This is a genomic window from Streptomyces sp. NPDC020801 (assembly GCF_044334385.1).
Lineage (GTDB): Bacteria > Actinomycetota > Actinomycetes > Streptomycetales > Streptomycetaceae > Streptomyces.
Genome location: NZ_JBIRST010000005.1, coordinates 153,364 through 174,655, shown reverse-complemented (window position 1 = coordinate 174,655; position 21,292 = coordinate 153,364). Strand labels below are relative to the sequence as shown.

General features: G+C 70.4%; 17 protein-coding genes. 5 read left to right on the top strand and 12 right to left on the bottom strand.

Annotation, left to right across the window (positions count from 1 at the left end; all coding sequences use genetic code 11):
• Nucleotides 1-11: 11 nt before the first annotated feature.
• Complete coding sequence (locus ACH4UM_RS12800) at nucleotides 12-914, top strand: VOC family protein (protein ID WP_398177041.1); 903 nt, start codon at nucleotides 12-14, stop codon at nucleotides 912-914.
• A gap of 74 nt (nucleotides 915-988) precedes the next feature.
• Here the strand turns inward: ACH4UM_RS12800 and ACH4UM_RS12795 are convergent, their stop codons facing one another.
• A complete protein-coding gene (locus ACH4UM_RS12795) occupies nucleotides 989-1,753 on the bottom strand; it encodes a GntR family transcriptional regulator (RefSeq protein ID WP_398177039.1) in 765 nt (254 codons plus the stop codon).
• 137 nt (nucleotides 1,754-1,890) lie between these two features.
• A complete protein-coding gene (locus ACH4UM_RS12790) occupies nucleotides 1,891-2,460 on the bottom strand; it encodes an isochorismatase family protein (RefSeq protein WP_398177037.1) in 570 nt (189 codons plus the stop codon).
• A gap of 426 nt (nucleotides 2,461-2,886) precedes the next feature.
• Between ACH4UM_RS12790 and ACH4UM_RS12785 the strand changes: the two genes are divergently transcribed.
• Nucleotides 2,887-3,372: a MarR family winged helix-turn-helix transcriptional regulator gene (locus ACH4UM_RS12785; RefSeq protein ID WP_398177035.1), complete on the top strand. Its 486-nt coding sequence runs from the start codon at nucleotides 2,887-2,889 to the stop codon at nucleotides 3,370-3,372.
• Nucleotides 3,373-3,582: 210 nt separating this feature from the next.
• Here the strand turns inward: ACH4UM_RS12785 and ACH4UM_RS12780 are convergent, their stop codons facing one another.
• The 5 genes from ACH4UM_RS12780 to ACH4UM_RS12760 form a co-directional block, all read right to left on the bottom strand.
• Nucleotides 3,583-5,082: a long-chain fatty acid--CoA ligase gene (locus tag ACH4UM_RS12780; protein ID WP_398177033.1), complete on the bottom strand. Its 1,500-nt coding sequence runs from the start codon at nucleotides 5,080-5,082 to the stop codon at nucleotides 3,583-3,585.
• A 97-nt stretch (nucleotides 5,083-5,179) separates the two neighbouring features.
• The gene (locus ACH4UM_RS12775) at nucleotides 5,180-5,593 is read right to left on the bottom strand and encodes a DUF6069 family protein (RefSeq protein WP_398177031.1); all 414 of its coding nucleotides are present in this window, start codon (nucleotides 5,591-5,593) and stop codon (nucleotides 5,180-5,182) included.
• 198 nt (nucleotides 5,594-5,791) lie between these two features.
• Nucleotides 5,792-7,510 carry a CocE/NonD family hydrolase gene (locus tag ACH4UM_RS12770; RefSeq protein WP_398177029.1) on the bottom strand — a complete coding sequence of 573 codons (1,719 nt, stop codon included), beginning with the start codon at nucleotides 7,508-7,510 and terminating at the stop codon, nucleotides 5,792-5,794.
• A gap of 340 nt (nucleotides 7,511-7,850) precedes the next feature.
• Nucleotides 7,851-8,297 carry an ATP-binding protein gene (locus ACH4UM_RS12765; protein WP_398177027.1) on the bottom strand — a complete coding sequence of 149 codons (447 nt, stop codon included), beginning with the start codon at nucleotides 8,295-8,297 and terminating at the stop codon, nucleotides 7,851-7,853.
• Between the two features lie 388 nt (nucleotides 8,298-8,685).
• Nucleotides 8,686-9,303 carry a TetR family transcriptional regulator gene (locus ACH4UM_RS12760; protein ID WP_398177025.1) on the bottom strand — a complete coding sequence of 206 codons (618 nt, stop codon included), beginning with the start codon at nucleotides 9,301-9,303 and terminating at the stop codon, nucleotides 8,686-8,688.
• Nucleotides 9,304-9,996: 693 nt separating this feature from the next.
• On the opposite strand from ACH4UM_RS12760, the gene ACH4UM_RS12755 reads away from it, so the two are divergent.
• The 3 genes from ACH4UM_RS12755 (at nucleotide 9,997) to ACH4UM_RS12745 (ending at nucleotide 15,175) form a co-directional block, all read left to right on the top strand.
• On the top strand, nucleotides 9,997-11,016 hold the full coding sequence (locus ACH4UM_RS12755; protein ID WP_398177023.1) for a LacI family DNA-binding transcriptional regulator: 1,020 nt from the start codon (nucleotides 9,997-9,999) through the stop codon (nucleotides 11,014-11,016).
• Nucleotides 11,017-11,307: 291 nt separating this feature from the next.
• Nucleotides 11,308-12,438, top strand: coding sequence for a cellulose binding domain-containing protein (locus ACH4UM_RS12750; protein ID WP_398177021.1), 1,131 nt, complete (start codon nucleotides 11,308-11,310; stop codon nucleotides 12,436-12,438).
• Nucleotides 12,439-12,955: 517 nt separating this feature from the next.
• The gene (locus tag ACH4UM_RS12745) at nucleotides 12,956-15,175 is read left to right on the top strand and encodes a glycoside hydrolase family 6 protein (protein WP_398177019.1); all 2,220 of its coding nucleotides are present in this window, start codon (nucleotides 12,956-12,958) and stop codon (nucleotides 15,173-15,175) included.
• Nucleotides 15,176-15,425: 250 nt separating this feature from the next.
• On the opposite strand, the gene ACH4UM_RS12740 is transcribed toward ACH4UM_RS12745, so the two are convergent.
• From ACH4UM_RS12740 to ACH4UM_RS12720, 5 genes are read right to left on the bottom strand one after another with little or no spacing between them, the layout of a single operon-like run.
• On the bottom strand, nucleotides 15,426-16,571 hold the full coding sequence (locus tag ACH4UM_RS12740; RefSeq protein ID WP_398177017.1) for a VWA domain-containing protein: 1,146 nt from the start codon (nucleotides 16,569-16,571) through the stop codon (nucleotides 15,426-15,428).
• Nucleotides 16,564-17,472 carry an AAA family ATPase gene (locus tag ACH4UM_RS12735; RefSeq protein ID WP_398177015.1) on the bottom strand — a complete coding sequence of 303 codons (909 nt, stop codon included), beginning with the start codon at nucleotides 17,470-17,472 and terminating at the stop codon, nucleotides 16,564-16,566. Before ACH4UM_RS12735 ends, ACH4UM_RS12740 begins: the two co-directional genes overlap by 8 nt.
• A complete protein-coding gene (locus tag ACH4UM_RS12730) occupies nucleotides 17,465-18,391 on the bottom strand; it encodes an XdhC family protein (protein WP_398177013.1) in 927 nt (308 codons plus the stop codon). The genes ACH4UM_RS12735 and ACH4UM_RS12730 overlap by 8 nt, the downstream gene beginning before the upstream one ends.
• A 10-nt stretch (nucleotides 18,392-18,401) precedes the next feature.
• A complete protein-coding gene (locus ACH4UM_RS12725; RefSeq protein WP_398177011.1) occupies nucleotides 18,402-20,774 on the bottom strand; it encodes an aerobic carbon-monoxide dehydrogenase large subunit in 2,373 nt (790 codons plus the stop codon).
• Entirely contained in the window at nucleotides 20,771-21,292 is a 522-nt protein-coding gene (locus ACH4UM_RS12720; RefSeq protein WP_398177009.1) for a (2Fe-2S)-binding protein, read from the bottom strand. Before ACH4UM_RS12720 ends, ACH4UM_RS12725 begins: the two co-directional genes overlap by 4 nt.

Genomic DNA, 21,292 nt, shown 5'->3' with positions numbered 1-21,292 from the left:
AGGAAAGCACCATGCGCGTCAGCGGACTTCTCCACTACGGCCTGCAACTGCCCGACCTGGCCCAGGGCAAGGACTTCTACACCGACTTCGGGCTCACGGTCGACGAACGCGACGACCGGCTGGTCGTACGCTGCGACGGCCGCGACCAGGACCAGACGCTGCTCGTCGAGGGACACGACAAGCGTCTGCACCACGTCGCCTTCGCGGCGCCGGACGGCTCCCTGCCCGAGCTGCAGCGTCACCTCGAGTCTCTCGGCATCCCCTTGCAGGACGCCCCGGCCGGCGGTCCCGAGGGCGGCCTGTGGTTCCGCGACCCGGACGGCACCGCGGTCAACGTGCGCGAGCAGGAACTCGCCGCGCCACGCCCGGTGGAACCCGTCAAGCAGAACGTGGCCGGTGACTACCGGCGAGTCGACGAGCCCAGCTGGCTCAAGGCGGACACGGTGCCGCGCCCCCGGCGGCTGGGCCACATGCTGGTCTTCTCCTCGGACGTGAACCGTTCGCAGGACTTCTACGAGCGCGCCCTCGGCCTGAGAGTGTCCGACCGGATCACCGGCAAGGTCGTCTTCATGAACCCCGGCCCCGGCGACCACCATGTCTTCGGCTTCATCCAGAGCAGCCACCCGGGCCTGCACCACTCCAGCTGGGAGGTCGCGGGCATCGACGAACTGGCGATGGGCGCCCGCGTGATGGCGGACAAGGGCCACAGCGTCGGCTGGGGCCTGGGCCGGCACACCCTGGGCTCCAACCTGTTCCACTACGTCCGGGACCCCTGGGGCAGCTGGATCGAGTACTTCTCCGACATCGACCAGATCACCGCGGACTGGAAGGCGCAGGACTGGGACGTCCCGCCCGCGGTGTGGTGCCCGCTGATGCCGGAGCAGTTCCTGAAGAACCTCGAGCCGAAGCCGTAGTCGACATGGGCGAGCGGGCCTTGGCTCCTGCCACCGGGCCGCCCGCACAGCTGTCGCCGAGGGCTGCGCGGAGGTCAGCTGCGACCCCAGGGCGACGGACCGGCACTGACCAGAGCCATGGCCCTGGGCACGGCCTCCGGCTCGTAGTCCGGGGCCTGCTCCCCGAGCACCCTCAGCGCAGTGCGCTCCAGGTGATGAGCCAGGCGGGCCACCGCGGCGTCACGGTCGCCGGCGGTCACCGCGTCCAGGATCGCGGGATGCTCGGTGTCGCCCGCTTCGGACCAGCTTTCGGCGTCGAGCCGCTGGGTGATGCGGATGTAGCGCACGCTGCGGTCGGCCAGGGCCTCCAGCTGGCGCCGCAGCGGTTCGCCCGCCCCGGCGGTGAGGAGGCGGTGGTACTCACGGTGCGCGGCGAACCAGCCCTCGACGTCCTTCACGCGGGTGGCCCGGCGCATCGCCGTCAGCTGCGCCTTGGCCTCTCGCTTCGCCCGGGTGCTGAAGCCGCCCAGTGTCATGGTCAGGGCCAGGCACTCCAGCGTGATGCGCATCGCGTAGTCGGCGTCCAGCGCGCTCGGGTCGAGGCCCGCCACCCGCATCCGCTGGTTGGGTTCGGCCTCGACGAAGCCCTCCTCCTGGAGCATGCGCAACGCCTCCCGCACCGGGGTGCGGCTCACCCCCAGCTGGCGTCCGAGCGCCACCTGTGACAGTACGGTGCCCGGCGCCAGCCGGCCGTCGAGGATGCACTCCCGCAGCAGGGCGTGCAGCGGTCCGATCGACTGCCGGATGCCGGTCAGGTTCAGCGGCTCGATGCCGTCGATGACGATGATCGGTTGAGGCATGCCCTCCATTATGGCGTATCTGCATACAGATTGAATCGACGGCTCCGGGCATGGGGAGGAGGGGAAGGTGTTGGCGGAGTGACGGACGGGTGCGGCCACCCGCTCGCCACTCCACTTCGTCACTGCTGCGGCATCAGCTACATGACGAACGGGACGATCTTTCCGTCGCGCCGACCGGCCCAGACATGGAGAAGCTCGGCCATGATCTGGGCGGTGGAGGTGATGGCGGCCCCCGCCCCGCGCATACGGCGCAGGGCGAAATCTTGCCCGATCTTCGGCGGGGGGCCGCCCGCGTCGGCGACGACCTCGACCTCGTACCCCGGGCGCAGTGCCGTCAGGGCGAGGTGGACGGTGCACACGTCGTTGCTGACGCCCGCGGTGATCAGCTTCTTTCTCCCGGTCTCCCCTACGACGGAGGCGAAGTCCTCTTCGTCCACGACATGGACCCCACCCTGACGCTCGATGCGCGCCTTCACCCCCTCGGGAGAGTCCTCCTCCAGTGCGGCCGGCAGCGGGCCCGGGACGTACGCGTCCATGGTGGAGGCGAAGAGCAGGGGGATGCCATTGGCCTTGGCGGTCCTGGCAAGAGCCATGGCGTTGGCCTCCATCCGCTCAAAGGGGATGGCGCGGACCCTCCCCACGTCGCCCACCTGGTGGGCGATGAGCAGCATCGCCGTGTTGCCGGCGGTGAAGGACGGTGCGGACACGAGGAGACCGCTCTGCCGAGCCGATCAACCGCACGGGTGGGCGGGGACCGGTACGCGATTATTTAGCCGACCAATTATCTCACCGTCAGACGCCGCTGATTGACCGCGATCACGCTGCGGAACTCCCCCACCCAGAGGTCGGTACGGGGCCGGCCGCCCGACAAACGGGTCGAGACCGGCCGCAGCCTTCGCAGGCGTCACGTGTGGACGCGACGCCAGGCCGACCACCACGGGAACCGAGCACCCGACCCAGCGGCCGCCCCCCGCGCAGGATCGACGGATACACCGAAGAGCACAGACAGGGTGGTGAGCCACTCCGCCAGTCGGAGTTGCACTGCGACACACTCTGTTGGTCGGCCAATTCAACAGGGATGGGATGATGTGTCGACCAACGACTCGCCCGCCCTTCATGGAGGAACAGCCACCATGCCGCCAGCGTCCGAATCGGTCCGGAACAAGGACGACGCGGTACCGACCGTCGCCGACGCTCCGATGAGCGAGGCACTCTTCCGCGCTGCCCGTGTGCACCGGATCATGGCGGGCCACCTGCTGCGTGAAACGGGCCTGTACCCCGGGCAGGAACTGCTGATGATGCAGCTCTGGGCGCAGGGTGAACAGCGCCAGGCCGATCTGATCAAGACGCTGGGTCTTGATCCCTCCACCGTCACCAAAATGCTCCAGCGCCTCGAGCAGTCCGGATTCGTCACCCGCAGCCCCTCCCCGGACGACCGGCGGGCAGCCGTGGTGAAGCCCACCCGGGCCGGCCAGGCCCTGCGAGACCAGGTCCAACAGGCTTGGCGCGGCCTGGAGGCGATCACCGCTGCGGGGTTCACGCAGAAGGAGTACGAGCAGGCGATGCGCGCCCTGACCCGGATCGAGGCCAACCTCAGCCGCACGCCGTCCGCTGACTGAGAGCCCTCGGCTTCGTCGTGACCACGGGGCCCGGTCGTCCGGGCCACTCCGGCGGGTCACGGGTCCGGGCTGCGCTGTTCGGCAGCACGCGCCGTCACTTACGGCTGCGGACCCAATCTCACGAGAGGGCCCGGCCCGGGGCCCGGTAGCAGGAACCGGCTCCGCCGCCGGCAGGCCCGTCCGGGCCGCAGGGGCCGGGCCGGTTGTCCCTCAGTTCGGCGGAAGCACGATCTCACGCTTGAGGATCTTTCCGGTGGCGCCCTTGGGCAGGACATCGACGATCCGGACCACGCGGGGGTACTTGTAGGCGGCGATGCGGGACTTGACGAACTCGCGAAGTTCATCGGTCCCCGCCCCGCTGCCGGGCTTGAGGGTGACGACGGCGGCGACCTCGTCACCGTGAACGGGGTGCGGCACGCCGATGACGGCGGCCTCGGCCACGGCCGGGTGCTCGTAGAGGACCTCCTCGACCTCCCGCGGGTAGACGTTGAATCCGCCGCGAATGATGAGGTCCTTCTTCCGGTCCACGATCCGGAAACAGCCGTCGGGGTCGCGCACGCCGATGTCGCCAGTGCGCAGCCAGCCGTCCGGGACGGCCTCGGCGGTGGCCTGAAAGTTGCGCCAGTACCCCTTCATGACGTTGTGCCCGCGGATGACGATCTCACCGGGGGTGCCGTCGGGCACCTCGGCGCCGTCCGGGTCGAGCACCCGCATCTCGACTCCTTCGATCGGGGTGCCGATGGTGCCGGGGCGGCGGGGGCGGTCGGGGTGGTTGAAGCAGGCGACCGGAGACGTCTCGGACAGGCCGTAGCCTTCGAGGATCGCGCAGTCGAAGGCCGTTTCGAAGGCGTGCAGGATCTCCACCGGGAGTGAGGTGCCGCCGGAGACGCAGACTCGCAGCGAGGCGGTGTCCGCGCGGCCTGCCGCGGCGAGCAGGCCGCCGTACATCGTCGGGACGCCGAGGAACGCGGTGACCCGGTCCCGTTCGATGATCTCCATGGCCCTGGCGGCGTCGAAGCGGGGCAGCAGGGTCAGGCAGGCACCGGCGGCGACAGCGCAGTTGAGGCCGACGACCTGACCGAAGGCGTGGAAGAGCGGCAGGCCGCCGAAGACCACGTCCCGCTCGGTGAGTTGCAGAAGCGTGGTGCGGGTGACCGCGGTATTGCGCGCCAGGTTGTCGTGGGTGAGCTCGGCACCCTTGGGCCGGCCCGTCGTGCCGGAGGTGTAGAGGATCACCGCCGTGTCGGACGGCTTCCGGGAGGCCACCTCCCACACCGGGTCGTGGGCCGCCACCAGCTCGTCGACTCCGTCTGCCGGCACCGCGACGTGCGCCGTTCCGGCGGCCTGTGCGCCCTGGAGCGCGTCCTGGGCCTGATGCGGGGCGAACAGGAGGGAGGCTGCGGAGTCGTCCAGGTGGTACTCCACCTCGCGCGCCTTCAACAGCGGATTCATCGGCAGCACGACAGCCCCGGCGCGCAGGATCCCGTAGTACAGAACGGCGAAGGCGGGCACGTTCGGCAGCATCAGACCGACCCGGTCGCCCGGCTTCACCCCGACACTGAGCAGGAGGGACGCGGCCCGGGCACTCGCCTCGTCAAGCTCGGCGTACGTGAGGGTGGCGCCGTCGAGCCGGACGGCCGGGCGGTCGGGATGGCGCGCCGCCGAGTCCACCAGGATCGAGGCGAGGTTGGCGTGCGCTGTGGAAGGCATGTGCATGGCTCCTTCGGCGTCTCCGGCCTACGGCCGCAGACGCTGCGAACTTTCGACGAATCGACGTGGTGCTGCGGGCGTGTTGCCACGTCCTGGATCAATCGCCGTCTCTGCGGCCCAGGAGCGGAATGAGTACGGCGGCGATGGCCAGGTGCATCAGCGCAAGGGTGGCCTTGGCGCCGTCGGATGCCTGAACGAACGTCAGTGGCGCGAGTGACACCAGCAACACGGTGACGGCCAGTCGGGTCCACACGGTCCGGGCCCGGTCGGTCAACCGGTCCAGTCCCTTTCGCGTCAGCGCTGCGAGCAGGGAGGCGAAGAGTGTGCTACCGGCGACGAGGGGCAGGCCGACGGTCTGGGTCGGCAGTCCGTTACCGGGATCGACGCGAAGATCGACGCCCATACCGTCTGCGACGGCCCACAGCAGAGCCGTGGCCAGGACAGCGCCGCAGATCGCGTATGCGGTGCGGCGCAGGTCCGGGGTGGCCGGGCGGGAGGGAGAGGTGGTCATCAGAATGCTCCTTCATGGGTGGGAGGACGGTCGCACCGCTTGTGCGGGCGAGCTCGACGGCCCGGCGCGCCATCGGAGTTCGGGGAGGAAGTGGGCCGCCGTGATGTCCGTGGGCCGGGGTGCCGCCAGGCACCGGTGTGCTCTTGCCGTGTCCGGTCGTAGGCGAGGGTGCCGACCGGGCGGGACGTCGGGCGCCGGTCATTCTCCTTCCAGGATCGGGAGGAGAAGTCGTGAGCTGGAGTGCACCGTGTTGACGGCCGGGGTACCGACGGGGGCGTGGCTGAACAGCATCATGGGGCGGAAGCCCTCGCGGGTGTCGTCACTGGTGAGGATCAGCCGGATGCGGTGCCCGCTGCGGAAGCGGCGGGCGTTGGCCACGAGCGGGATCCGGTAGTCGACCGGCTCCCCCGCAGGGACGGGATCCCGCGTCTTCATCGGGAGGACGGGCCTGCCCGTCTCGCTCGCGTCCTCGTCGACGTGGCGCATACTGGCGCGCAGCCAGCCCTGAGTGATGTCAGTGGCCTTGCCGTCCGGGCCGACGTCCTGCAGGAGCAGGATCCATCCCGTGTCGTTCCCGCTGCTGGTGGCGGTGAGCCGCAGCTCGGGGTGACCGACCATGTCGAGGTCGCAGGAAAGGGGGTCGCTGGTCCAGCTCAGCTGTGCGGGTGCTGCGTTCGCACCGTCCGTGGCGTAACTGCGCTCGCCCGGCCGTTCGTCGGGCGTCAGGGAGCCGTCGGCGTTGAGGGCCAGGGCCGTGTGGGTGGCCGGAGGGGGCCAGGAATCGGCGGTACGCCACTGTTCGGCCCCGGCCAGCCAGTAGCGGATGGCAGGGCCTTCGAGGATGCCGGTGTCCCGCCCCTTGAGCCAGTGGTCGAACCAGGCGAGGGCCTCGATGTGCATGCTCTCCCATGGCCAGGGCAGGCTGTGCTCCCCGAGCATGGTCATGCGCACGTCCGGGTTACCGGCCAGGGCCTCCCAGGCTTCGAAGAGGCCGGGCAGATGGAGAGCGACGTTGGACCACTCGCCGCCGAGGTAGACGGGGATGTCGACACCGGACAGCAAGCCGGTCAGGTCACGCTCGTCCCACCACGCATCCCGGACGGGGTGCTCGGTGGCCACCGCGTTCAGCAGGTCGTCCCATGGGTGGGCGTCGCGGCGGAAGCGGCTGATCAGCTGCAGGGCGCGGGTCGCCTGGACGGAATCGGTGTGGTTGAACCGGCGGTGGACGGCGGGAATGGCCAGGACTTTGCGCAGGAGACGGGACAGCCCCCTGCGGTAGAGACGGTCGCCGTGGGCGGACAGGACGCCCAGCGAATGGAACCAGGTGCTGACGAAAGCCTTGCTCAACAGGCCGTTGTGGTAGGTGGCTTCGCGGACCTGGACAGTGACATTGAAGGGAAACAGGGCCTTGAGGTGAGGCGGGCGCCGGGTGGCCGCCTCCATCTGGGTCATGGCGTAGTAGCTGAGGCCGATCATGCCCACGTTCCCGTCGCACCACGGCTGCCCGGCGACCCACTCGACCAGGTCGAACAGGTCCTTGCGCTCCTGCTCGTCGAAGAAGGTGAAGGTGCCGCCCGAGCCCACCGTGCCGCGGAGATTGGCTATGACATGGGCGTAGCCGCGAGGCACCCAGAAGTCACTGGCGCCCGCCTCGATGATGGACGCGGGGGCGCCCAGGTCCTGGAGCTGGCGAGGATAGGGGGCCGCCGCGATGAGCGCGGGAAACCTGCCGTCCGCGTCGGGGCGGTGGACGTCGGCCAGGAGCCGGCTGCCATCGCGGACCGGAACGGGCACATTGTCCTCGCGGGTCGTCCCGTGGAGAGCCGGGGACAGGTTGCGGTACTGACGACCGGTGGTCTGCGGTCCGTTCAGCCGACGCTGACCGGGCCCCACCCCAGCTGCCTTCAACCGAGCCATGGCACCCTCATTTCCACACGTAGGGAAATTAACGAGTGCTCACGGTACGCTCGCCACCCCGCCGCACGCAACAAGAATTTCCACACAGCGTGAAATAGAGCGCAGCCGGCGGGCGTCCTGGCTGCGGCCGCCCCCCATGGGAGGCGGCGCCCCGGTCGCAACGACCGACGTAGGCGGCGGGGCACAGCAGACGGGTGAGCACACCCTGCGAGGATCGCGGCGATCCACTTCAGGCCCGGCCCCGGCGCGGCACAGCAGGCACACCGCGCCACGGAGAGCTGCAGCTCCGCACCGGCCCATACGGGCGCAGGCATACACTCCCGCCGCCGGTCGGCCGCGTTCACACGACCGTCTTGTGACGCGACCCTCGCCCCGGACCCGCTCCCAGACCGACTCCCCGCCGGCATCCACCGCAGTGGATCCACAGCTCGAACCAGACGCGTTTGCCGTGCCGGAGCGGGACGGTTCCCCAGCGGAGGGCGAGGGCATCGACCAGGGCCAGGCCGCGCCCACCCTCGCCCTCACCCCCTGCGCGGACCAGGCTGGGCAGGCTGCGCGAGCCGTCGGTGACGGCGACCCGGGCTCCGCACTCGGCGGCATGAACGGTGATGAGCAGGGTACGGCTGCCCGCGTACTTGACCGCATTGCCCACCAGTTCGGAGACCAGCAACTCGGCGACGTCGGCGAGGTCGGTGCGGCCAAGGACGGCGAGGCGCTTGGCGACCAGGTCCCGGGCCAGGGCCGCGGACCGCGGATCACACGGCACGACGCCCACCCGCTCGGCCACCGCGCCCTTCCACCGTCGAGACGGCGCCGCCCCCCTCACCGGAGAGGTCACCACGGATACGGAGACCCGGGCGTCCACGCCAAGGCGGCAAGCACCAACGGGGGGCCGTCCACCGCCCCGGACCGGGACGGGTACGTCGTCCTCGCAGTTCATCACCTGGAGAAGAGGGGGTTCGTGGCACTGACGACTGGCGGTCCGCGGTCCGTTGAACAGACGCTGACCGGGTTCGGCGCCAGCGACCCGGATCTGGGCCATGGCACTCTAATTTCCATGTGCCAGGAAATTAACGATGCCCACGCTACGCCGGACATCACGCCGGAGCAAGAAGAATTTCTACTCAGCATGAAAATAAGCAGAGGGTAGTTCCACCTGGGCAGTCACCTTCCGGTCAGGCGCCCTCCGAGACGTCGCCGCTCAGGTCGCCGGTGAGGTAATGCTGCACGACCGGCCCGATCAGGCGGACGACCTGCTCCGAGGACATCTGGGCGATGCGGTCGATGGCCCAGATGTAACGCGTCATGGCCAGACCCACGATCTGCGTGGCGACCAGGTCCGCGCGCAGACCGGCCTCGTCGCCGGGAAGACTCGCCGACACGACCTGCAGGACGAGCGCGGAGAAGACGGCGCGGAGGCGCTCCATGGCGAAGGGCTCGTGGCTTGCGGCGAGGATGATCGAGCGCAGGATCTCCGAGGTGGCCGGGTCGTCCCACATGGACAGCGCCGCCTGAACAAAGGCCCGCCCGCGCTCCTCCAACGGCACCTTGGCGGCCTCGGCGATGCTCTCACCGAAGGCTTCCGGCGGCTCCAGCGCCGCCTTCAGCAGTCCCATCTTGTTGGAGAAGTAGTAGTTCACCAGGGTGGGGTCCACGTCGGCGGCCTGCGCCACGGCCCGCAACGAGGTCCCGCTGTAGCCGTGCTCGGCGAAGGACTTGCGCGCCGCCGCCAGGATGCGGTCCGACTGCGCGCCACGTTCCCCCCGCGGCCCCCTTCCTGCCCGTGCCACCATCTCCCGCCGTTCTCCTTGCCTGTAGCGGACTCACCCGATTGCCTGCCGGCGAAGTTTCAGCATACGCTGAAACCGGTTAACTGGTTTCAGCGTACCGTGAAATTGAGGCCGCCACTGCTTCGCGTATTCCGCGACCGTCTGCTGTCCCAGTTCGCGGCGGCCCTCGGCGACGGATGCGCTGTCTTCTTTTTCCCGCGTGAATCTGCGTGAGGCGCTCGATTGCGTCGTCCTGCGTGCCGTACCCGGCCCGGAGCAACCGCACTTGAAGAAGGACCCCATCCCCCAGGTCGAGGGCGGTCTTCGCGGACTACATCGATTCACATGTCCGGTCAGCTGTCCCCGGGTGCTTCAGGACTCGCCCCGGCCCGTTGCCGACCTTCCTGACGAATGATCAGGTCGATGCGGGGCAACCCCAACGGCGAGGACCACCGCCGGTGAACGCGGGCGCACAGGTCAGGAATACCTGGCTGCGCTGAACGACGGCCGCACGCTGTGGGTGGCTGACGAGCTCGGCCACGACGGGGCCACCTCCCCTTCCTTCCCACCAGATCGCCGGTCAGGGTTTGCGGCGCACGCACTGAAGTCGTACGGACAGCCGGGTGGTTGCGGGCTTTGAAGCCGCTGGAAGAGCTGTGCCCGGAGTCGTCCGGACCGTAATATCGGTGATCTCGTGGGCTCGTGGGGGAGGTGGTCATGGCCAGGCGCCCGGGTACTCCGACGCTGGAGGAGGTGGCCGCCCGCGCCGGAGTGGGCCGGGGCACGGTCTCCCGCGTCGTCAACAACGCAGCGGGTGTCAAGGAGTCGACGCGACGAGCCGTGCAGCGAGCCATCGCGGAACTGGGGTACGTGCCCAATCTGGCGGCCCGGTCCCTCGCCGGGCGGCGGGCCGACGCCGTCGCGCTCGTCATGATGGAGCCGGACTGGCGGCTGTTCGCCGAGCCGTTCTTCTCCGAGATCGTCCGCGCGATCGGTGACGCGCTGACCGACACCGGGCCGCAACTGCTGCTGACCCTGGTCCGCTCGGACGCCGAGCGGCAGCGCTTCCTCGAGTACGCCCGCGGCGGCCGGGTCGACGGCGTACTGCTGATATCCGTACACGCCGGCGATCCACTGCCCGACATGCTCGCCGAGGCCCGCCTGCCGACCGTGCTGCTGGGGCGCCGCTCGGGCGACGAGCACGTCAGCTACGTCGACGCGGACAACGTCGGCGGTGCCCGCAGCGCGGTCACCCACCTGCTGGCCACGCAACGACGAGCGATCGCCACCATCACAGGGCCGCTCGACATGTACGTCGCCCAGTGCCGGCTTCGTGGTTACCGCGAGGCCCTGGCGCTGGCCGGCCTGGACGCCCAGCCGTCGTGGGTCGCCGAGGGCGACTTCACCGAGGAGAGTGGCCGCCGGGCCATGGCCCGGCTCCTCGAACGGCATCCGGAGATCGACGGCGTCCTCGCCGCTTCGGACACCACGGCCGTAGGTGCCCTGGAGACGCTGCGCGCGGCGGGACGCCGGGTACCGGAGGACGTCGCCGTCATCGGCTTCGACGACTTTCCGCTGGCCGAGCGCACCGAGCCGCGGCTGACCACGGTTCGTCAGCCCCTGGAGGACATCGGCCGGACCATGGTCCAGCTGCTTCTGCAGGAGATCGAGGAGTCCTCCGTGGCCTGGCGCCACGTGATCCTGCGGACGGAGCTGGTGGTGCGCGAGTCGGCCTGAGCGCCGCCTGCGACCACATTAAGCGTCCACGCCGAATGCCCGGCACGTGCGACAGCGCTGTATCACCGCGACGAGTTCGGGAGCGCTCCCAGCTCGGCGGCCTTCCGGCAACCTTGGCGAGTTTCCCCGACCTGGGCCTTCGAAGGAAATTCGACGGCCTCGCGTCCACCGTCTTGTCAAGGCCATGCCCCTCTCCTACAGTCCCAGCGAAATGGAGGTGATGGGAGCGCTCCCATTTTCGACGCCCGGAGTGTTCCCGCGATCACTCCCCACCCCTCCGGAAGGACCCGCATGCTCATCTCATCGCGCCCCGTGCTCCACAGAGCGCACGGTCTGTTAGGCGCACTGCTCGCCTCGCTCGCCGCCCTGGCGGCGCTGTTGAGCACCACCTCGGCCGCCCACGCCGACACCTCGGTCTGCGAACAGTTCGGATCGGCCACGATCCAGGGCCGCTACATCGTCCAGAACAACCGCTGGGGCACCAGCCAGACCCAGTGCATCACGACCACCGCCTCGGGCTTCAAGATCACCCAGGCCGACGGCTCGGTCCCGACGAACGGCGCCCCGAAGTCCTACCCGTCCGTCTACAACGGCTGCCACTACACCGACTGCTCACCGGGCTCCGCTCTTCCGGCGCAGCTCAGCGGCATATCCAGCGCACCGACCGGCATCTCCTACAGCTATGTGAGCGGCGCGGTGTACGACGCCGCGTACGACATCTGGCTCGACCCCACGCCCCGCACCGACGGCGTCAACCGGACCGAGATCATGGTCTGGTTCAACAAGGTGGGCTCCATCCAGCCCGTCGGCTCGCAGGTCGGCACGGCCAGTGTGGCCGGGCGCCAATGGCAGGTGTGGTCCGGCAGCAACGGCTCCAACGACGTCCTGTCCTTCGTCGCCCCGTCGGCGATCAACAGCTGGGACTTCGACGTCATGGACTTCGTCCGCCAGGCCGTCTCACGGGGGCTGGCACAGAACGACTGGTACCTGACCAGCGTCCAGGCCGGCTTCGAGCCCTGGCAGAACGGTGCCGGCCTCGCGGTGACCTCGTTCTCCTCCACGATCAACACCGGCGGCGGAAGTCCTGGCGGCCCCGGAGGCTCCGCGGCCTGCACCGTGTCGTACGGGACGAACGTCTGGCCGGGCGGCTTCACCACCGACGTCACCGTCACCAACACCGGTTCCTCCCCGGTCAACGGCTGGAAGCTGGCGTTCACGCTGCCGGCCGGGCAGCGGATCACAGGGGCCTGGAACGCCGGTGTCGCTCCGTCCTCCGGAGCGGTCACGGCGACCAGCGTCGACTACAACGCGCAGATCCCGGCCGATGGCAAGGTCTCCTTCGGCTTCCAGGGCACCTACGGCGGCAGCTTCGCCAAGCCGGTTGCCTTCAGCCTCAACGGGAGCACCTGCACGACGGCGTGAAACCTGGGGTGGCACTTGCGCCTCACGACGGGGGCTCTGCCGTAAGTCGCGCGGCCTCGCGTCACACCGCGCCACGGGGCGCGCCCGGGTTGCTCATCCAGGCGGGCGTGACCCGTAAGGCCCACGGGCCCTCACCTACGACCGCTGCCGGCCACAGCCGATTCGCAGCCCGCTGTTCGCGCCTCCAATACCGTGCGACGAGCAGGTGCGCGAACCGTCATCGTTGCAGACCGTGTTCGGGCGAATGACTGGTCACGGGCATCGGCCTTTCGCAGTCAAGGGGTTGGCCGGTGGACCGGCTCGGGCCTTCTCCCTCCCCCACCGCCATCTTTGCCGGATCCCGGATTCGGTGCCGGCACCTTTTCCGGAATCCAGCGGATGGCGTTGCGGGCACGGCCGGCGCGGACCCGTGGGTGGCCGAGCAGCACACCGAATCGTTCCCGACAGGGCACAACCCGCCCCACGCGATCCACCGGCACCACCTCATACCCCCGCAGGGCACTATGGAGGAGCACACATGACACACCCAACCGGCCGAGTGCGGGCACCCGGGCCAGGCCGCCCACGGCCCCGGAAGACCTCACTCATCGCGGCGCTTGCCGCCCTGGTCCTGGGCCTCGCGGGCCAGCTCACCGGGCACTCGGCGGCCGCCGCCGAGACCCACGTGGACAACCCGTTCGCCGGAGCCACCTTCTACGTCAATCCCGACTACACCGACCAGGTCGGCACCTCGGTTGCGCAGACCTCGGACACCACGCTCAAGGCCCGCATGCAGAAGGTGGGTACGTATCCCACCGCGGTGTGGCTCGACCGGATTGCCGCCATCAAGGGCGGCGACGCCGACACCGGCCGCAAGAGCCTCACCGACCACCTCGACCTGGCCCTGGCGCAGAAGAAGCCCGGACAGCCGATCAGCGCGACCTTCGTGATCTACGATCTGCCCGGCCGGGACTGCGCGGCCCTGGCCTCAAACGGTGAACTTCCGCTCACCCAGGCCGGTCTCGACCGCTACAGGGCCGAGTACATCGACCCCATCGCGAACATCTTCAAGAACCCGAAGTACCAGGACGTCCGCATCACGACGGTCATCGAGCCGGACGGACTGCCCAACCTGGTGACCAACTCGTCCGACCCGGAGTGCGCCCAGGCCAACAGCAGCGGCATCTACGTGAACGGCATCCGGTACGCCCTCGACAAGCTGCACGCCATCCCCAACGTCTACACCTACCTGGACTTCGCCCACTCCGGCTGGCTGGGCTGGGACAACAACCTCTCCCAGACCGTGCAGCTCTACACGGACGTGGCCAAGGGCACCGCGGCAGGCCTCTCCAGCGTCGACGGACTGATCACCAACGTCTCCAACTACACGCCGCTGGAGGAACCCTTCCTGACCGACCCGGACAAGAACGTCGGCGGGAACCCGGTCAGGTCCAGCAAGTTCTACGAGTGGAACCCCAACTTCGACGAGACCGACTTCACCAGGAACGTCCACCGGGCGCTCGTCTCGTCCGGCTGGCCCGACTCGACAGGCATGCTGATCGACACCTCCCGCAACGGGTGGGGCGGCACCGGACGCCCCACGGCGGCGAGCACCAGCACCAGCCTCGAGACCTACGTCAACGATTCCCGCGTCGACCGCCGGGCCCACCGGGGCCTGTGGTGCAACGTCAGCGGCGCCGGACTCGGACAGCCCCCGCAGGCCGCACCCACCGGCTACCCCGACTCCCACCTGGACGCGTTCCTGTGGGTCAAGCCGCCGGGCGAGTCGGACGGCGCCAGCACCGACATCCCGAACAACGAGGGCAAGCGCCAAGACCCCATGTGTGACCCGACGTACACGGCACCGGGCGCCGGCAACAACAAGACCGGCGCCCTGCCCAACGCCCCGCTGGCCGGGCACTGGTTCCCCGACGAGTTCGCCATGCTGGTACGCAGCGCGTACCCGGCCGTACCCACAGACGGGGGCGGCGACCCCGGCGGCGACACCACCGCACCCACCGCACCGAGCGCGCTGAAGGCGACAGCGAGGACCACCACCAGCATCTCCCTCGCCTGGACCGCGTCCACCGACGACACCGGCGTGAGCGGCTACGAGGTCTACCGTGACGGCACCAAGGTCACGGCCTCGCCGGTGACCGGCACCGCCTTCACCGACACCGGACTCAGCCCCGCGACCGCGTACGGCTACACCGTCCGGGCCCGGGACGCCGCCGGCAACGTGTCCGCGTCCTCGGCCGCACTCACCGTGACCACCGACAGCGGAGGCGGCACACCGTTCCCGACCGGTGATCTGCAGGTGCGCTACAAGAACAACGACTCCTCGGCCACCGACAATGCCATCCGCCCCGGTCTGCGGATCGTCAACACCGGTAGCGGTTCCCTGGACCTGTCCGAGGTCACCGCCCGCTACTACTTCACCCGGGACGGCGGCTCCCCCGTCGTCAACGCCTGGTGCGACTACGCGGCCGTCGGCTGCACCGACGTGACCCTGAAGGTCGTACCGCTGGCCACGCCGGTGGCGGGAGCCGACGCCTACCTCGAGGTCGGCTTCACCGGCGGAACCCTTGCCGCCGGTAAGGACACCGGTGAACTGCAGCTACGCATGAGCAAGTCCGACTGGTCCGACTTCAACGAAGTCGGCGACGCCAGCCGGTCCAGCACGACCACGTACACCGACGCCCCGGCGATCCCCGCCTATCTCGGCACCAGCCTCGCGTGGGGCGCCCCGCCCGCCTGACCCACCCGCGCGCCGCCTCCGAGGCCGGCTTCGCCGAACGCGGCCGACGGCCCCAGGGTGCCGTGCGGACGACACCGCGGGCGGGACGTCCCGGTCGGTCAGGTGACCGACGCCTACCGGGACCGGGCCCATTGCGAAAGGCCAGGGCGCACGTCGCCACACGGCCGTCGCTGTCGGCGTCGAGTGCGGTGGCGCCGCACCTCGTGTTCGGCCACCTGCGGAGGCGGCCGGTCAGCCGGGCTGGCCGGCATCATCGGCGGCGGCTCGGGGCGGACAGAGCGGCGGTGAAGTCGTCCAGGGCCGCGAGGTTGTGGGCGCTGACGACGGCGTCGCAGTAGGGCAGCGCCGCAGCCATGCCGGCCACGAGCGGACGGTAGCGGGGGCTTGCCGTGCGCGGGTTGACCCATACGACGCGGTAGGCGACGCGGGACAGCCGCGCCATGTGGGTGGCCAGGTCGGCGGGCGCACCGGTGTCCCAGCCGTCGGAGATGATGGCGACCACGGCGCCGTGCGCCATGCCGCGCCGGCCGAACCGCTCGTTGAACTCCGCCAGGCAGTCCGCTATCCGGGTGCCCCCGGACCAGTCCGGGGCCGCCCGTCCGGCCCGTGCCAGGGCGTCGTCCGGCCCGGCCCGCCTCAGGACGGGTGTGAGGCGGGTGAGCCGGGTGGCGAAGGTGAAGACCTCGGCGCGGGCGGCGCGGGCGGCGCAGTAGAGCAGTTGCAGCATCGCGCGGGCATAGGGTTCCATCGATCCGGAGATGTCGCAGAGCACGACGAGGTCGCGGGGGCGGGCACGGTGCTCGAAGCGGCGCAGCCGCAGCGGGTATCCGCCGGTTCGCCGGCTGCCGGAGAGGGTGCGGCGCACGTCGATGCGCGCACCGTGGTGCGCGGTGCGGCGCCGGCGGGACGGCCGGGTCGGGGTGCGCAGCACGAGGGTGCGCATCACCTCGGAGAGCCGCGCCAGTTCCTCGGCGGACAGGTCCGCGAAGTCACGGCTCGCGAGACGATCGAGCGGACTGGCGGCGAGGGGTACGGGAGCCTCTCGCGGCTGTGCGTCGGCATCCCGGCGTCCGTCCGCGGTGTCTTTCCGGATGCCGGGGACTCGGCCGGGAACGGCGTTCGGGAGCGATCGGGGCGGGTCGCCGGGTTGCCCGCGCTGTGCTCCGCGGTCGGCCGGCCCGCCGAAGATCTCCCGGAAGACCGCGTCGAACGGCTCGATGTGCTCGGGGTCGGACACCAGGGTGGCGAGCGCGCAGTACCGCAGCTCGCGCGTCGTCGACGGTGCCAGCAGGGTGAGCGACCGGGCGAAGCTCCGGGTGCGGTCGGGGCCCACCGCGATCCCCGCGTCGTGGAGGGCGACGGCGAACGTGGCGGCCAGTTCGGGCAGGTCAGCCATTGGATCCCGGCTCCGCGTCGACCAGCTCCGCCAGTCCGGCCCGGCGCACGGCCTCCAGGTCCTCGGCGTACTTGAGTACCGCCCCCAGGGTGCGGTCGGCGGCGTCGGCGTCGAGAACGGAGAGCCCCAGCGTGTGCAGCGCGCCCGCCCAGTCGATCGCCTCGGCAATGCCGGGCGGCTTGGTGAGCTCCTTCCGGGCACGCAGGCGTGCCACCCCGCGCGCCACGCGCGGGGCCAGCCACTCGGCCGACTGCGGCACCCGTCTGCGGATGATCGCGGCGACTCGTGCGGTGTCCGGGTAGTCGATCCAGTGGTAGAGGCAGCGGCGTTTGAGCGCGTCGTGCAGATCCCGGGTGCGGTTGGAGGTCAGTACGGCCACCGGCGGCACCGCGGCCGTCCGGGTGCCCAGTTCGGGGATGGTGACCGCGGCATCGGCAAGCAGTTCCAGCAGGAACGCCTCGAACTCGTCGTCGGCGCGGTCCACCTCGTCGATGAGCAACACCGCCGGCCGCGGTCCCGGGTGGCAGATCGCGGCGAGCAGCGGCCGTGGCAGCAGATAGTCCTCGGTGAACAGGTCGGCGTCCCGCAGGGGCTCCCCGCGGGACTCGGCCAGCCGGATGGCCAGGAGCTGCCGTGGGTAGTTCCACTCGTAGAGGGCCTCGGCCGAGGACAGTCCCTCGTAGCACTGCAGCCGGATCAGCGGGGTGTCGAGTACGGCGGCCAGGGCGCGGGCCGCCTCGGTCTTGCCGACGCCGGGCTCGCCCTCCAGCAGGATCGGCTGCCGCATGCGCACGGCCAGCAGCAGCGCCGTGGCGAGGGCGTCGTCGGCCAGGTAGCCGACCGCGTCGAGACGCGAGCGCAGGGCGGGGACATCGGGTACGAGGGGGTCGGCGTCAGGCATGCGCGTAACGGGAGGGGTCGTCGGCGAAGGCGTGCTGGCATCCCGGCCCGCAGAAGTACACCCTGCTGCCGGCCCGCTCCAGTGAAAGGGTGCCGGGCGTGATCGCCACGGTCATGCCGCACACGGGATCCACGTCCTCGGCGACGGCCCGGGGCGCGGCGGTGTCGTCTTCGGGGCGCCCGGCCCGGGCCGCCTTCGGCCGCAGGGCGATGATCTCGGCGTACACCGACAGCGCGACCTCCCCCGGGGTCCGCGCGCCGATGTCGAGGCCGGCCGGGGTGTGGACGCGGGCGCGTTGTTCCTCGGTGAGCCCCAGCCCGGCGAGCACCGCCGCGCCGCGCTTCGGACTGGCCACCAACCCGATGTACGGGACCCCGGCGCGGGCGGCCTCGGTCAGCACGGTCTCCTCGTCGCGGCCGTGTGTGGCGACGATGACGACGTCCAGATCGGGCGGCAGCGGCTCTTTGGGCGAGGCCGGCCGGGCGTCGAGGCCGAGCGCACGACCGACGTCGAGCAGGGCGCGGGCGATGGGGGCATGGCCGTAGACGTAGGCCAGCGCCGGGGGGAGGTTGGCCTCCAGGAAGATGTCGAGCGTCCCGCCCGACAGGCAGGGATTGGCCACCGTGACCAGGCCCTCGACGGGTGCCGGCGCGCCCTCGGTGCCGGCGTCCGCGCCGGGCGTGATCCTCAGCAGCAGCGACTCGCCGGTCTCCAGCGCGCGCAGGCCCAGCAGTTGCACCGTCGTCTCGGCGCAGGTGCCGCCCACGAAGCCCTCGACGGTGCCGTCGGGCAGCACCAGCGCGCTGTCCCCGGGCTTGGCGCTCGTGGGCCGTTCCGCGTGGACGACGGTGGCCAGGACGAACGGGGTACGCCCGTGCCGGAGCGCGTCCGCGCGGGTCAGCAGTTCGGTGTTCGTCATCGTGGGGGCCTCAGGTGATCGCCATGTCGGTGCGCAGCGGCCGGCCCTGGGCGGCCCGCCACACCGTGGCGGGCGTCAGCGGCATGTCGACGTGGTGTACGCCGAGCGGCTTCAACGCGTCGACCACGGCGTTGACCACCGCGGCGGGCGAGCCCACGGTGGCGGACTCGCCGATGCCCTTGGCGCCGATGGGGTGGTGCGGGGAGGGGGTGACGGTCTCGCCGAGCTCCCAGGACGGGCACTCGACCGAGGTGGGCAGGAGGTAGTCCATGAACGATCCGCCGAGGCAGTTGCCGTCCTCGTCGAAGGCGATCACCTGCATGAGCGCCATGCCGAGACCGTCGGCGAGTCCGCCGTGCACCTGGCCCTCGACGATCGTGGGGTTGATCCGGTTCCCGCAGTCGTCCACGGCGACGAACCGGCGGACCTTCACCTGGCCGGTGTCCGCGTCCACGTCGGCGACGCAAATGTATGCGCCGAACGGGAAGGTCAGGTTCGGCGGGTTGTAGACGCAGGTCGCGTCCAGGTGGCCCTCGACGCCCTCGGGCAGCTCCAGGTTGGAGTGCGCGGCGAGCGCGATCTCGGCCATGGTCCGTCCTTGGTCGGGGTCGCCCGTGACGTACCAGCGGCCCTTCTCCCATTCCAGGTCGTCCGGGCTGACTTCGAGCATCGCGGAGGCGACGATCTTCGCGCGTTCGCGCACCTTGCGGGCGACCATCGCGGTCGCGGCACCGGACACCGGCGTCGAGCGGGACCCGTAGGTGCCGAGCCCGAACGGGGTCTGGTCGGTGTCGCCGTGCACGACCTCGACGTCCTCGGGCGGGATGCCCAGTTCCTCGGCGACGATCTGCGCGAACGTCGTCTCGTGGCCCTGCCCCTGGCTCTGCACGGAGATCCGCAGGACGGCCTTGCCGGTCGGGTGGACCCGCAGCTCGGCACCGTCGGCCATGCCCAGTCCCAGGATGTCCATGTGCTTGCGGGGGCCCGCGCCGACGGCCTCGGTGAAGAAGCTGACCCCGATGCCCATCAGCTCGCCGCGCTCGCGTTTTTCGGCCTGCTCCCGTCGCAGGTCCTCGTAGTGCGCGATGTCCATGGCCAGCCGAAGGGCGCGCGGGTAGTCGCCGGAGTCGTACTCCCAGCCCGTCCGCGTCCGGTACGGGAACTGCTCGGGCCGCAGCAGGTTGCGCATCCGCAGCTCGGCCGGGTCGGTGCCGAGCCTGTCCGCGAGCAGGTCGACCATCCGCTCGACCAGGTACACGGCCTCGGTGACGCGGAACGAGCAGGCGTAGGCGACACCGCCGGGGGCCTTGTCGGTGTAGACGCCGGTCACGGCACAGTATGCGGCGGCCAGGTCGTACGAGCCGGTGAAGACGCCGAAGAAGCCGGCCGGGAACTGCGTCGGTTGTGCGGTGGCGTTGAACGCGCCGTGGTCGGCGATCACATGGACACGCAGGCCGAGGATCTTCCCCTCGCTCGTCGCCGCGATCTCACCGTGCATGTGGTAGTCGCGGGCGAAGGAGGTGCTCATCAGGTTCTCCGAGCGGTCCTCCACCCACTTCACCGGCTTGCCGGTGACGATCGAGCCGACGACCGCGCACACGTATCCGGGGTAGATGCCGACCTTGTTGCCGAAGCCGCCGCCGATGTCCGGGGAGATGATCCGGATCTTGTGCTCCGGGATGCCGGACACCATCGCGTAGATCGTGCGGTGGGCGTGCGGGGCCTGGGTGGTGGACCACACCGTCAGCTTGCCGGTGATGGCGTCCATGTCCGCCACGGTGCCGCAGGTCTCCAGTGGCGCCGGGTGCACCCGCGGGTAGAGCATGTCCTGTTCCACCACGACGTCGGCGGCGGCGAAGACCTCGTCGGTCCGCTCCTTGTCGCCCGCCGACCAGTCGAAGATGTGGTTGTCGGTCTGGTGTTCCTTGTCGTCGCGGATCACCGGCGCGTCCGGGTCGAGCGCCCGGCGGGCGTCGACGACCGCCGGGAGCGGTTCGTACTCCACGTCGATCAGCTCGAGGGCGTCCCGGGCGGCGTAGCGGTCCTCGGCGACGACGAAGGCGACCTCCTGGCCCTGGAATCGCACCTTGTCGGTGGCGAGCACCGCCTGGGTGTCGTACGAGAGCGTGGGCATCCAGGCCAGCCCGAGACCGGCCAGGGTCTCCCCGGTGATCACGGCCTTGACCTTGGGGTGCGCCTCGGCGGCGCTGGTGTCGATCGACACGATCCGGGCGTGCGCCAGGGGGCTTCGCAGAATGGCGCCGTGCAGCATGCCGGGCAGCCGCACGTCGTCGATGTAGGTCCCGTGGCCGCGGACGAACCGCACGTCCTCCTTGCGGGGCATCCGTCCGAAACCGACCGGCCGCTCCTCGGTGGTTGTCATGCCCGCACCTCCTCGTGGCCGGGCGCCGGCTCGGTACCCGCATCAGCGGTGCCCTGCCCGCCGCCGTGCTCGGCGGCCCAGCGGATGGAGCGCACGATGTTCTCGTAACCGGTGCAGCGGCACACCTGTCCGGAGATGGCCTCGCGGATGTCCTCCTCGGACGGATCCGCGTCGTGGTCGAGCAGCCAGCGGGCGGTCATCATCATCCCCGGTGTGCAGAAGCCGCACTGCAGCCCGTGGCAGGCGATGAATCCCTGTTGCACCGGGTCGAGTTCGGCCCCGTGCGCCAGGCCCTCGACGGTCCGCACCTCATGGCCGTCGGCCATCACCGCGAGCACGGTGCAGGACTTGACCGGTGTACCGTCCAGCCAGACGGTACACACCCCGCAGTTGGAGGTGTCGCAGCCCCAGTGGGTGCCGGTGAGTCCGAGTTCGTCGCGCAGGAAGTGCACGAGCAGCAGCCTGGGCTCCACGTCCCTCGTGTGCTGCTCGCCGTTCACGGTCACGGTGATCCGCAT

What these genes read in the sequence shown, in the direction of transcription:
- ACH4UM_RS12800 (WP_398177041.1), top strand. Translation starts at nt 12, where the DNA reads ATGCGCGTCAGCGGACTTCTCCACTACGGCCTGCAACTGCCCGACCTG.
- ACH4UM_RS12795 (WP_398177039.1), bottom strand. Translation starts at nt 1,753, where the DNA reads ATGCCTCAACCGATCATCGTCATCGACGGCATCGAGCCGCTGAACCTG.
- ACH4UM_RS12785 (WP_398177035.1), top strand. Translation starts at nt 2,887, where the DNA reads ATGCCGCCAGCGTCCGAATCGGTCCGGAACAAGGACGACGCGGTACCG.
- ACH4UM_RS12780 (WP_398177033.1), bottom strand. Translation starts at nt 5,082, where the DNA reads ATGCCTTCCACAGCGCACGCCAACCTCGCCTCGATCCTGGTGGACTCG.
- ACH4UM_RS12775 (WP_398177031.1), bottom strand. Translation starts at nt 5,593, where the DNA reads ATGACCACCTCTCCCTCCCGCCCGGCCACCCCGGACCTGCGCCGCACC.
- ACH4UM_RS12770 (WP_398177029.1), bottom strand. Translation starts at nt 7,510, where the DNA reads ATGGCTCGGTTGAAGGCAGCTGGGGTGGGGCCCGGTCAGCGTCGGCTG.
- ACH4UM_RS12760 (WP_398177025.1), bottom strand. Translation starts at nt 9,303, where the DNA reads ATGGTGGCACGGGCAGGAAGGGGGCCGCGGGGGGAACGTGGCGCGCAG.
- ACH4UM_RS12755 (WP_398177023.1), top strand. Translation starts at nt 9,997, where the DNA reads ATGGCCAGGCGCCCGGGTACTCCGACGCTGGAGGAGGTGGCCGCCCGC.
- ACH4UM_RS12750 (WP_398177021.1), top strand. Translation starts at nt 11,308, where the DNA reads ATGCTCATCTCATCGCGCCCCGTGCTCCACAGAGCGCACGGTCTGTTA.
- ACH4UM_RS12745 (WP_398177019.1), top strand. Translation starts at nt 12,956, where the DNA reads ATGACACACCCAACCGGCCGAGTGCGGGCACCCGGGCCAGGCCGCCCA.
- ACH4UM_RS12740 (WP_398177017.1), bottom strand. Translation starts at nt 16,571, where the DNA reads ATGGCTGACCTGCCCGAACTGGCCGCCACGTTCGCCGTCGCCCTCCAC.
- ACH4UM_RS12735 (WP_398177015.1), bottom strand. Translation starts at nt 17,472, where the DNA reads ATGCCTGACGCCGACCCCCTCGTACCCGATGTCCCCGCCCTGCGCTCG.
- ACH4UM_RS12730 (WP_398177013.1), bottom strand. Translation starts at nt 18,391, where the DNA reads ATGACGAACACCGAACTGCTGACCCGCGCGGACGCGCTCCGGCACGGG.
- ACH4UM_RS12725 (WP_398177011.1), bottom strand. Translation starts at nt 20,774, where the DNA reads ATGACAACCACCGAGGAGCGGCCGGTCGGTTTCGGACGGATGCCCCGC.
- ACH4UM_RS12720 (WP_398177009.1), bottom strand. Translation starts at nt 21,292, where the DNA reads ATGCGGATCACCGTGACCGTGAACGGCGAGCAGCACACGAGGGACGTG.